Consider the following 12717-nt stretch of genomic DNA (forward strand, 5'->3'; position numbering starts at 1 on the left):
TATTACTGAATGGTTCCTTCGTGGTCCATCTCAGGGTTGTTCGCGGTCGCCCGGTCGGTCTGACACTTTTCGGATCGCAGATCCGTCACCTCACTGTTATTGACGTTTCGACGACGCGTGCAAGGGGTTCACGTATGTTCGATCTCGATCTGGGTGAGACGTGGTGTGGCCTGCCCGAACCGTCGGCCAGGATCACGGGTCGCCGGTTGTGACATCCGACCCTGGAGCACCACAACCACCTCCCGGAGGCGACTGGGTTGAAGCTGAGAACCTTGCGGATGCCGTCGTGGCGATCGCCCAGCGCGAGGGGGCGGAGGCGGCTACCGCTCTCGTCCAGAAACACTGGGACCGATATGCGAGCACCGAAGCTGTTCACTTGCTTGCGGCGGTACGCGCCCTCCCGGGCGCCGTCTTCGTGGACAATGCCGGCATGGTCATCGCGGCCAACTACCTGAAGCATGTCGTCAGCGGTGGCGAGCCCCACCGCTTCGAGCGCGACCACTACTTCTCCGTCCGATCCGAGGACGCCGGGAGCTCGCTCGCCACACAGCTGATCGAGCTGACCGCGACCGCCGCCGCCGAACGAACGCGTGGGGCATACGCCCGAGGCGTCGAGGCGGCCTTGGAAGCACGGCGGCGCCTCGACGCCGCGCCAGATCACGAAGTGGCGCCGTTACGCGCGAACCTGCCGCACCTGTTCGTGCAGTGGGGTCGCACCCTGGAACTCTCCGGCGACGACCAGCTGGCCGTCGAGTATGAGTACGAGGAAGCACACCGGCTGGCTCTGGCCACCGAACAGCTGGATATCGCGCGGCGTGCGGCCGGGCACTTGGCATGGCGCAACACATTCCGGGGGCGTCTCGCCGCTGGTGAGTACTGGCTCGAGCGCGCCCGTGGGCTCAGCCGGCCGAACCCCCGCTACGACGCTGCCATCCATCTCACCGCCGCGCTGATTCACATCAACCGCCGTCATCCCGAAGAGTCCCGAGCGGAGCTTGGCCTGATGGAGGCTCACCGGATCGGCGAGTATTGGGCTGCCGCACTGTGGGTTCGCTCCTGGCATGTCGGAACCGCCGCCGAGCGTGCGTTGCTCGAGACGGATGTGGTCAAGGAACTCGATCGTCATCCGGCGGCAGTGTCGAGAGGTGGGATCACTGAACGCCTCCTTCGGGCCATCTGGATGCGGCTGGGCCACCCGGTCACTCCACCGACCGCCACGACGTTCGCCGCACACGCCCTCGATGCCGAGCGTGAATACCGACGCGGCGACTTCCACGCAGCGCTGGAGCATGCCCACCACGCAATCGGTGCAGGAGCACCACCCCGAACTCGGGCAAACGCTCTCCTCATCACGGCCGCAGCGGCCCTCGGTCTCGACCGGCCGATTTCGGCTGCGAGAGACTTCGAACTCGCGCACGCCATCATCGAACGGGAGCACCTCTACACCAGCTATGAACTCATCAGTCCAGGTCACCTCGAGGTACTCGCAGAAGGGACGCCCGGCACGCCCGTACCCGCACGGCAACGCGAACCTCGTGCGGACACCTCGGTTCTCCTCGCGAGTCTGACGAAACGCGAACGCGAAGTGCTCACCATGCTTCCAACCAATCGCTCCATGACCGAAATCTCCGGCGAGCTCTTCATCAGCCCCAACACGCTGAAGGCGACGGCGCAGCGCCTCTACAGAAAACTCGACGTCACCTCACGCACAGCGGCAGCGGACATCGCCCACCAGGCTGGACTCCACATCGACTGAGGGAGTACAGGCCCGTCATGCGAGCCCCGCACGAGACTGCCGACGGCGCATTACCACGGTCATGTCAAATATCGACCACTCTGTGAAGGTCTCGACATTGATTCCGATCGTGCCCCGGCTGCGCGTACTCCCCCGCACAGGCCGCCCGACCTGGTTGCGGTACCGAAGGGTCGACGCGACGAACGTTCCCACTCGATGGGACCCTGCATTCCACACCTTCAGCTGACCAGGTGAGCCGCGTCGAGATGACGGCGGGCGGCGCCGATCGCGAGGCGGGCATGCTCCTTCGCACCGACCTGCGCCACGAGCATCGCCCGCGGGATCTCCAGTGCGAACGGAATGCCCGCCGGCAGGGCTGCGAGGATGCCGAGCATGTCGATCTCGCCCTCGCCAGGAAAGAGCCGCTCGAATCGAGCGGTGTGGATCAATCCTGCCGTGGTGGCGGGGATCTCTCCGGGGGCGTCGCACACGTGGGCGTAGTGGAACCAGTCGCGCGGAAGCTCTCGCAATTCGGCCACGCTGGATCCCGACCGAGCGAAGTGCAGGAGGTCGATGAGCAACCCGGCGTTGGGTTGGTCTGCCGTTCGCAGGACCCGAGTGGCCTCGGTCAGGTTCGGCGTTTCCGTCCATGACGGAAATTCCAGGTCGATGGTCAAGCCGAGAGGCAGGGCCAGCTGACACAGCTCGGCGAATCGATCAGTCTTGCGCGAGAAATCCGAATCCGGCAGTTGTGTGATGACGTGGCGTGCTCCGAGCTCGGCGCCGGCCTCCAGGAAGCGCAGATAGTCTCGCGGATTGTCTCCGGAGGTCATCCGCGCGAGCTCGATGTCGAGGACCTCGATGCCGGTCGCCGCGAGGTGCGTCTTGGTGGCCCGCATCAATGCCGGGTCGTATGCCAGAGGATAGTGGGGCTCCTGCGCCGTGACCTTGGTCATACGCAGGCCCACATAGCGGTAGCCGGCGGCGGCGGCGGCATCGACCAACTCGGGCGGTGACAGGCTCAGCGCCGTCAGATGGGCGAGCGAATAGTCGTGCCGGTGTTCAGAGGGGGTATCGGTCGGCGCGCTCGCCAGCATCCGCAGCCGCTGGCGGCGGTGCGCGGCCATGCGCAACGGCACACTGTGGGGGTCACCGAAGCCGTCATAGCCGTTGATGCGCTGCACCACCTCGAAGAAGACGCGCGAGCCCAGCATCTCGGTGAAGAAGTGCAGGAACTCTCCCCCATGCTCGTCGCGGTCATACAGGATCGAGTTCTCGCGAAGATGGTCGACGAACTCGGCCGGCATGGAGAAGCGGGCGTCGAGGTTGTCGTAATAATTGCCCGGAATTTCGAGGATCGGTGCCCCGCGCTCACGCATGATCTTTGCGCAAGTGATCGCGTCATCCGTGGCGAATGCGACGAGTTGCGGGCTCGACACACCGGGCGCCCAATCGCCACGCCGCAACGGCGTGGTGCTCAACGCGATGCGCACGCCTCCGCTGGGATCGCTTGCCGACCAGTTGCGGATGAGCCCGAAGGGAGCGGTGACTTCCGTGGACTCCCCCGGCACGAGGCCGAGGACGGCGCGGAAGAACAACGTGGACTGATCGAAGTCGTCGATCGACTCGGTGATCGACACATGATCGATCTTCCCGAGGAGTGGCGAGGGGCCCGCCGGCGCGCCGGTCGGCCTGAAGTCGTCGAGCCAACGACGCCGGCCTGCGGAGTCGCAGAAGAACAGCGCAGTGCCATCGGGCGTGGCCACGGAGCTCAGGTCCGTCTCGTCAGGTCCGCGACGTCGGGCGAGCTTCGGCGCCAACAGGCTCTGCGCCCGTTGCATCGAGGCAGTCGCATCCGTGCTGTCGACCGCGAGCGCACAGATCGATGCAGTGGCAGGGTCGATCGATCGCTCCGGGGCGAGGTTGAGCAGGAGCCGAGCGCCACCCTGCTCCCACAACTGCACCGGCTTGGAGCGATGCTGCCCGACATGGGAGAACCCGAGGGCGTCGAGGACACGTGAAGCCAACGGAGCCGACACCTCGTCCACAGCGAGCTCCGCGAACGCGAAACCGTCGAGCCGAGGAGCCGGCGTCACGTCGCCGTGAGAGAACTGCTGGAGAAGTTCGCCCGAGCCGCGTGCGGCTACCGCCTCTGCGAGCGCAAGCATTGAGCGCATCGCGTCGGTGGCGGCGTGTCTGGGATCTTCCTGCTGGTAGACGTCGTTGAACACTTCGAGAGCGATCGGGCCTGAGTATCCCATGGTCAGGATCTGACCGAGGAAACCCGCGACGTCGAGTGAGCCCTGTCCCGGGAACATCCGGTAATGAAGGCTCCACTCGCGGACATCCATGTTCAATCGGGGTGCATCTGCAAGCTGGACGTGGAACACCTTGTCGATGTCCATCTGCGCGATGACGGCGGGATCGTTGTCCACCGAGAGAACATGGAAGCTGTCGAGACACAGACCGAGCGCGGGGTGGTCGACTCGTTGGACGATGCGCCAGGCCTCCTCGTGCGTACGAACGCGCCCCCAAGGCACGGCTTCGTACGCGAGCCGCAGCCCGCGTTGCTCGGCGCGCTCTGCAATGGTGTGCAACTGCTCCGCCGTGAGATCGTCGTCGTCGAGTCCCCTCGCGGTTCTGGCGGAGCAGCACACCAGGACGCGCGCACCGAGCTCGGACAGCAGGTCGAACGTCCGCTCCGCGTGACGCAAGCTGGCGCCGAACAGGTCGGGCGGCACCGTCTCGACGTGAAACGGCTGATACACCTCGACCGACAGACCGAGGCCCGTAGCCTCCTCGGCCAGTCGGCGAGGCGACCACGGCGACATGACGAGGTCGTACTCGAGCATTTCCACGCCGGCGAAGCCGGCCGCGGCGGCGGCGCGCAGTTTGTCCTCGAGCGTGCCGGACAAGCACACGGTCGAGATGGAGACGTTCTGCGCACCAGGTACGACGTTCATGAGCCGACCGCCTAACGGATCAGTGAGTCCTTCTTGCGACCACGGAGGTCATCGTGTCGCGACGTGCTCGATCGTTTCGCCCGGCGAGTAGATGTCCAGGATGTTCCAGTGACCGGTCGTCGGCGTCGGCACGTTCACCATCGACACGTCGATCACGACCGGACTGCCGAGCGCGATCGCCCGCTGGAGGGCGGGCTTGAACTCCGCAGCCGAATCGACCCTGATGCCGGTGACCCCGTACGCTTCCGCGATCGCCGCGAAGTCCGTGTACATGGGATCCTCCGCGTTGCCGAAGACGGTCCCGTAAGTGGTGTCGAAGGCGGCCTTCTCGAGTCCTGCGATGGTGCCGAAGGCGTTGTTGTTCATCACGACCCAGACGACGGCGACACTCTGCTCGCGCGCAGTGGCGAGCACCGCGGGGTTCTGTCCGAAGCCGCCGTCTCCCACGAGGGAGACGACGACGCGATCCGGGCGGGCGATCTTCGCGCCGACAGCGGCCGGCGCGCCGAAACCCATGGTCGCGAAGCCGCCCGGTGTGAGGAACGTACCTGGGGTGAGGATGTCGAACTGCTGACCGACCCCGTTCTTGTTCCAGCCCACATCCGTGGTGATGATCGCGTCACGCGGCAGCACCTCCCGAGTCTCGGAGAGGATACGCTCGGGCCGCATGGGCCATGCGTCGGAGACTTGGGCATCCGCGTTCTGGAGCTTCATCGCCGCGCGGTTCGCGGCGATCTGCGCGAGCAGCTCGGTGCGCTGCACACCTGCCGGAGCGAGCCGCCGCGCGACCCGGATGAGCACGGCCAGCGCGGACTTGAGGTCTGCCAGTGCGCCGATCTCGAGCGGGTAGTTGCGCCCCAGCTCAGCAGGATCGATGTCGATCTGCATGAGCTTCGTGGCCGGGATGTCGAAGGTGTACTCGGCGTACCACGAGCTCGAGTCGGCTTCCGCGAATCTGGTGCCCAGTGCGAGGATCCAGTCGGCCGTTCGCGTCGTCTCATTGGTGAACGCTGTTCCCCAGAATCCCGTCATGCCCAGGACCAGGGCGTTGTCGTCGGGCATTGCGCCTTTGCCCATGAGGCTGTGTGCAACAGGCAGCGACAGCAGTCCGGCGAACTCGGCGAGCTCTGATGCCGCGTCTGCCGCGACGATGCCCCCACCGACGTAGAGCACGGGCCTGTCGGCATCCAGCAGGCTCTGCACGATCCGCTCGGCGACCGCCTCATCGAGGCTGGGTCTCGCGAGCGAGCGGGTGTTGCCGACCACCTTGTCGAATAGTGCGACATCGACCTCCGCTGAGAACACGTCCATGGGCACGTCGACGAGCACGGGCCCGGGGCGGCCGCTCTCCGCAAGGGTGAACGCCTTGTCCAGCACCTCGGCGATGAGGTGCGGCCGATCGACGCGCCACGCCCGCTTGACGAACGGCCGATAGATCTCGTACTGGGCCGCATCGGAGTGGAGATTGATCTCCTGATGCGGATGCTTCCCGAAGTAATGCGTCGGCACGTCGCCCGCGATGACGACCATCGGGATCGAGTCGAGCGCGGCGTTTGCCACTCCCGTTGTGGCATTCGTCAGCCCAGGGCCGAGGTGTGTGAGTACGACTCCTGTCCGCTTGGTCGCCCGTGCGTAGCCGTCCGCAGCGTGGGCGGCGATCTGCTCGTGACGCACGTTCACGAAGGAGATCCGGTCGCTCTTCTCGAGGGCTGCGAGCAGCGCGATGTTCGTATGCCCGCACAGACCGAAGACGTGCTCGACCTCGCGCGCCTCCAGATAACGGACGATCTGGTTGGACACCAGGTCCTTCATTGCAATCTCCTTCATTGGTCGCGTGTGTTCGGAACGGGTCGGCGTGTCGGACCCGTATAGGTGTATCCGATGGATTTCGGCATTGGCCCCTTGATGCGGCCTCCCTGCGTCATCTGCTCGATTGCGTGAGCGAGGATGCCGACGGAGCGAGCGAGGATGAAGACACCGCGACCGAGTTCGGGTGCCAGACCGAGCTCGCAGTAGATGACGGCCGTCACTCCGTCGACGTTCATGGGAATCCGTTTGGGCTTTCCCGCGCTGATCGCGTCCTCGACGGCGCGTCCGATCTCCGCGAAGCGACCGTCCACGACGCCCTCCGCAGCTGCGGCGTCGACGAGCGACAACAGACGCGGCGTGCGCGGATCGAGCGGATGGAATCGGTGGCCGAACCCGGGGAAATACCTGATGCCCGCATCGCGGTGTCGTTGGAGGACGACGCGGGCCGCCTCTTCGAGATCACCGACCCGCCCGAGCTCGGCGTCGATCTCGAGGTACAACTCCATGCACTGCTGGCCCGGACCGCCATGGATGTCGCCGAGCACGTTGATCCCCGAGGCCATCGCACCGTTGACGGGCACGCCGCAGGTCGTCGCCATCCGGGCGATGGCGATCGAAGGAGCCTGGGGCCCGTGATCGACGGACGCCACGAGTGCTGCTTCGAAGAGGGTCGCCTGTTCACGCGTTGGCAGCTCGCCGAGCAGCATGAGCCAGATTGTGTCGACGAAGCCGACGTTGCCGATGAGCTGCTCAATGGGATATCCGCGGAGCGCGATTTCGCCTGGGCGGACGTCGATGATCTCCGTCTGCCACCATCGCCGTGCTTCGTCGACGAGCTCTTCCGGCGATGCTCCGGTCATCGGCTCGCTTTGCTCATCGTGCTCAATGGGTGTGCTCACGGGGCCGCGGCCAATGTCGCGTCCGCCGATTCGAGCGCGGTGTCGTAGAAGTCTCCGAACAGCTCCTCGTCGGATGGCCGGTCCTCCTCGATGGTGCGCGCGACCCAGGTCGTATTCAGGTAGTGATGGAGGGAGACGTTCTCGGAGGTGATGTTGCCTCCCCAGGTGCCGCATCCCATCGACGAGGTCATCGGCATCCCGTTCGTGAACGATCCCGCGTTCGCCTTCGAGTTCGGTTGGCGCACCATGATGCGCGAGACCGGCATGTGTCGAGCGAAATAGTCGATGTGCGCGTCGTCGGTGGAGGCGATGCCGCACGAGTGTCCCTTGCCGCCGATGTCGTAGAGCCGCTTCGCGAGTTCCACGCCATCCTCGAAGCTGCCCTCGTAGGCGTGGACCGCCATCAGAGTCGTGAGCTTCTCCTTGCAGAACTGCCTGTCGTCGGCGATGCCGTCGCCCTCAACCAGGATGAACCTGCTGTGCGACGGGATCTCGAATCCGGCCGCCATCGCAAGCGACTGCGGCGATACGGCGACGGTGTCGGGCAGACGGTGCCCTTCCTCGTCCCACATCACCGACTGCAGCGCCGCGCGCTCGTCCGAGGTGGCGAGGTAGCCGCCTTCACCCTGGAGCGCTTCGAGCATCTCCCGATATCTCGCCGCCGGCACCAGAACGTTCCCATCCGCCGAGCAGCCCGAGCCGAAGTCCGACGTCTTCGACAGCATGCAGTTGCGTGCTGTCTCCTGGAGATCCGCGGTCTCGTCGACGAACTCGGTCGCGTTGCCTGCTCCGACCCCGTAGGCGGGCGTTCCCGAGCTGTAGGCCGCCCGGACCAGTCCCTGGCCGCCCGTGGCGATCACGAGGTCCGAGCGGCGCATGATCTCCTGCGACGCCGTCAGACTCGGAAGCGTGATGCACTGCAGGATGTCGGCCGGAGCACCCTCCGCTTCGAGCGCCTCGCGCATGAGCCGGACGGTCTCGAGGGTCGTGTGCTTCGAGCGCGGGTGCGGTGAGAACACGACCACGTCGCGCGCCTTGATGGCGTAGATCGCGTTGCCGGCGGGCGTCAAGTCTGGGTTGGTCGTCGGAACGACACATCCGATGACCCCGACCGGTTTTCCATACTTGACGAGGCCTTTCTCGGCGTCCTCCTCGATGATTCCCACTGAAGGGCTCCGGAGCGCGTCACGAAGGACGCCGCGAATCTTCATCCGCTTGTTCATACGACTCTCGAAGTCGCCGAGGCCGGACTCCTCGATTCCCATCCCGACCAGCCGATGGAATGCTGAGCGATTCGCGACCGACCACGCGACGGCCTGGATCAAACGGTCGACGCGGTCCTGGTCATAGGTCTCGATGATTGCGAGCGCCGCCCGCGCGCGGGCGAACACGTCGTCGAGCTCCTGCTCCTGTTCAGGCGACAGGGATTTGGGTGCGGCAGCGGCCATGACAACTCCGTCTTGAGCGTTGGTGGGGACTGCCGCATGTTAGGCACACGCCGTCGTCGTCGACAAAGCGTGTCCCATTGGGCAGAAATGGCCTCGGCGATCCGATGGCTGTGCCCGCGTCACGACGGGAGTTGTACCACTCGATGGGTCGTGTGCTTGCCCCCGAACGGGGGCGGCGATAGCGTCCCCAGCGCTGACCGGTTTCACCGATCGCAAATGTCGGGCGGGCTGGCGGCACCCCAGAACGACGTCGGGCGGGCGCGAGCTCATCCGCCGTCAGATCAACGACGATCAAGGAGTCAAGGGATGCGCACACGACTGACCACGAGGTTGGGCGTCGCGGGAATCGGGGCACTGGTTGTGCTCGCGATGGTCGCTTCACCCGCCCATGGACTGGTGGGACCGGCCGAACCGGTCCCGCCCACAGAGCTGACGGGCTTGGAACCGACGGGCGCCGACATGCCGACCGTCGGCGGAAACCTCGGCAATCAGCACTACTCCGGGTTGACGCAGATCCGGAAACGCAACGTCGACGACCTCGCACCGGCCTGGCGCACGCACGTGTCCGCGGTCGCACCCGCCTCCGATGATGTGGGTCAGCAGACGACCCCCATCGTCGTCGACGGCGTGATCTTCCTCGATACGCCGAGCGGCGGCGTGATCGCCGTCGACGGCGCGACGGGTGATCCCATCTGGAAGTGGGAGAACGACGTCTACGGCCTGTCGGGCACTCGCCGTGGCGTCTCGGCCGGTGACGGCAAGATCTTCACCCTCGCAGGCGACAACCATGTCGTCGCCCTCGACGAGGCCACCGGCCAGGAGATCTGGGCGGAGCAGCCCATCGGCCCGGGGGGTGAAGATCTGGGACGGGTCGGAAAAGTCGCGACCGTGTACTACAACGGAATCGTCTACGCCCACGCGGCGGACGGCGACCGCGGCGCCGTCGTCGCGCTCGATGCGAGCGACGGATCCTACCTGTGGCACTTCTTCGGCGGACCGAAGCGGGGCCAGCAGTTCACCGGAGTCGACGGCGTGACGTTCGATGCGTCGGCGACGTGGGGTCCGGTGCTCCCCGATGGCACCGACTGCGCTGAGGAAGGCGGTGCGACGTCATGGATGCACGGCGCTGTGGACGCTGAGCTCGGCATGTACTACATGACCTTCGGCAACGCCCGCAGCTGCACATCCTCGCAGAACGGGTCCCTCCGCCCCGGAGACAACCTCTTCTCGAGCACGATGGTGGCCGTCGACGCCACGACCGGCGAGTACAAGTGGCACCACCAGTCCATCCGGCACGACGTCTGGGACATGGACAACGTGCACCCACCGACCCTGGCCGATATCGAGATCGGGGGCGAGGAGCGGAAGGTCGTCTTCTACGGCAGCAAGTCGGGGCACCAGTTCGTGCTCGACCGCACGAACGGCGAACCGGTGCTCCCCGTGATCGACAAGCCCATGATCACCGACTCGCGCCAGAACCACTCCCAGACGCAGCTTTTCCCCGAGACACGGCTCCTGCCGGAATGCCTCGTGTGGGAGAAGCTCGACCCGGAGAACATCCCCGGCGATCCCTGGCGTGGCGTGCCGAACTACAACGGCTACCAGGCCGACGCCGAGGGCAACCTGGTCTTCAACCCCGACAGCTACGTCGCAGTCGACGAGCCGTTCCTCAGCTATCCCGACGGGCACCCGTCGGGGCACCGTGAGGGCTGCATGTACGACCCGCAATGGGATGCGCCGATCCTGTCGACCACCAGCCAGAACGGCGGCGGCGACTGGTCGAACCACTCGTACAGCCACAGCACGAACCTCGTCTACTTCCCGTACGGCGCCAATCCGGTGGCACACTACAACGGCGCGTCCGCCAACGGCTTGCGGGCCATCGGGCAGTACCAGACCGGCGGCATCCTCGCGTACGACGCGTCGACCGGTGAAGTCGCGTGGCAGAACCACCTCGGCACCGACATGTCGCACGGTCAAGGACCGCTGACGACGGCATCCGACCTGCTCTTCGTCGGGCAGATCGACGGCGAGCTGCTCGCGATGGATGCCACGGACGGCGACGTGCTCTGGAACTTCCAGACGGGCTCCGGCATCGCCTCCGCCCCGATCACCTACAAGGTCGACGGCGAGCAGTACGTCGCGGTGTTCGCCGCCGGGTCGACCAACCCGTACGGCGGGTCGGTCACGCAGGGCGACTCGCTGTGGGCGTTCAAGCTCGGTGGCACCTACACGACCGAGTCGGGAAGCCAGGAGGGGCCGGACACGGCTCCGCTGTCGATCCGTCGTCCGGTGGGCGGCGCTGCTGTCGCTGGCGAGACGGTCGGCAACACGGTACTTCTCGCACGCTCCAACCGCACCGCCGACACCGAAGCGGCACGCGACAGCGTGTCGCAGAACGGGATGCAGCCCACGCATCTGCGAGTGCCGGTCGGCACGACGGTGACGTTCAGCAATCCGGGGGCCGAGACGTTCCCGAACTTCCCGAACCTGAAGCCGCACTGCGCGACGCAGTTCTTCGAGGGTGAGTTCAACGTCAAGCTGCAGCCAGGAGAGACCTATCAGCACACATTCGACCGTGCCGGCGAGTACTACTTCAATGACTGCACTGATCCACGGCCGACCGGCAAGATCGAAGTGTACCTGGAGCCGCAGGATCAGCCGGGCGCGCTGAGGTTCACACCTGCCCGGCTCGACCTCGGCTCGGGGACGGGCCTGTTCACCGGCGTGAACCGTAAGATCTCGGCACACTTCGAGCTGCCGCCGGGATACGAGTACGAGAGCGGCGCAGTGCTGGTCACTCCGCTCTCGCCGACTCCGATCCCGGCCTCGAAGGTGACGGCCAACAAGAACCGGATCATCGTCAAGTTCGACGCCGCCGACCTCGACAACAACGTGCCGACGGGAGAGGTGACCTTGACCCTGCGGGTCAACGTCCTCAACTCCGAGGCCGTTCAGGAGCAGCTCATGTCGAGTGCGACCGTGACCGTCGTCAAGTAGTCGATTCCGACGCACCACCGATCCGTCTCCGTCGACTTCGACGGGGGCGGATCGATGCGTGCAGCGCGTGTCCCATTCGGCGAGACTCGACTTTGCACGCGCAGGATCGCAGACCAGAGTCGCAGGGGCAGCGATGTGCGCGAGCACGCTCGGCCCGCATCAACAGAGAGGTTGACAATGCACCCTGACACCGTGGCGGTGACGCCGTGACCGACAAGGAACGTGGGTCCGACCCCGAGGAGGGCCGGTCCGATGAGCCCGAGAAGGCAGTGCGCAAGGCCTCGGAGGCTGACCTCGGGGAATCCATCTATCCCCACACCGACACCTTCTACGCAGGGCCCGAACTCAACACGGGCGTTCCAGCCGACCCCACGTTCATCCGAGTGCTCTCCCGGATCGAGATCGCGATCGGCGTTTCACTCTTCGCTCTCATCGTCTTCGGCGTCATGTATCAGGTGCTCGGCCGCTACTTCCCGTCGATCAGCTGGGTCGGCGCCGGAGAGATCGCCCTCATGTCGATGATCGCCATGACCTTCATCACGACCGGCTACCTCGTGGGTCGCAACGGCCATATCGTGCTCGAGATCTTCGACGAGCTGCTTGCCGGAAGGCGGCTCTTCGTTGCGCTGCGGGTCATCTCGGCAGTCATCATGGTCGCCACGAGTCTCGCCCTCGCATACGAGGCATTCGTCAAGATCGAGACTGAATGGGTCAGACTCAGCGCCGCGATGCATATGCCGGTCGGCGTGCTGTACCTCTTCGCGCTCGTCGGCTTCGTGTCGGCCGCGATCCACTCCACCTTCAAGATACCGTTCGCGAACCGTCCGGAGCGCAAGCTCGACATCGGCGAGATGGAAGGCTGA

The 12717-nt window shown here is 65.6% G+C and carries 7 protein-coding genes; 3 read left to right on the forward strand and 4 right to left on the reverse strand.

What is annotated here, in order from left to right; genetic code table 11:
• The first annotated feature begins 430 nt into the window (after positions 1-430).
• Positions 431-1756, forward strand: coding sequence for a LuxR family transcriptional regulator (locus tag AC1C2S_RS18800; RefSeq protein WP_495354120.1), 1326 nt, complete (start codon positions 431-433; stop codon positions 1754-1756).
• A gap of 218 nt (positions 1757-1974) precedes the next feature.
• Here the strand turns inward: AC1C2S_RS18800 and AC1C2S_RS18805 are convergent, their stop codons facing one another.
• Genes AC1C2S_RS18805 through AC1C2S_RS18820 form a run of 4 tightly spaced genes read right to left on the reverse strand, consistent with a single transcriptional unit; the run spans position 1975 to position 8854 of the window.
• Positions 1975-4698: a TIM barrel protein gene (locus AC1C2S_RS18805; RefSeq protein WP_495354121.1), complete on the reverse strand. Its 2724-nt coding sequence runs from the start codon at positions 4696-4698 to the stop codon at positions 1975-1977.
• A gap of 48 nt (positions 4699-4746) precedes the next feature.
• Positions 4747-6510: a thiamine pyrophosphate-binding protein gene (locus AC1C2S_RS18810; protein ID WP_495354122.1), complete on the reverse strand. Its 1764-nt coding sequence runs from the start codon at positions 6508-6510 to the stop codon at positions 4747-4749.
• A gap of 11 nt (positions 6511-6521) precedes the next feature.
• Complete coding sequence (locus AC1C2S_RS18815) at positions 6522-7367, reverse strand: citryl-CoA lyase (protein ID WP_495354123.1); 846 nt, start codon at positions 7365-7367, stop codon at positions 6522-6524.
• Positions 7368-7402: 35 nt separating this feature from the next.
• Entirely contained in the window at positions 7403-8854 is a 1452-nt protein-coding gene (locus AC1C2S_RS18820) for an aldehyde dehydrogenase family protein (RefSeq protein ID WP_495354124.1), read from the reverse strand.
• 306 nt (positions 8855-9160) lie between these two features.
• Between AC1C2S_RS18820 and AC1C2S_RS18825 the strand changes: the two genes are divergently transcribed.
• Together AC1C2S_RS18825 and AC1C2S_RS18830 are read left to right on the forward strand one after the other, a co-directional pair.
• On the forward strand, positions 9161-11854 hold the full coding sequence (locus tag AC1C2S_RS18825) for an outer membrane protein assembly factor BamB family protein (protein WP_495354125.1): 2694 nt from the start codon (positions 9161-9163) through the stop codon (positions 11852-11854).
• A gap of 206 nt (positions 11855-12060) precedes the next feature.
• A complete protein-coding gene (locus tag AC1C2S_RS18830) occupies positions 12061-12717 on the forward strand; it encodes a TRAP transporter small permease (RefSeq protein WP_495354126.1) in 657 nt (218 codons plus the stop codon).

This window comes from Agromyces sp. Y782, assembly GCF_059445405.1.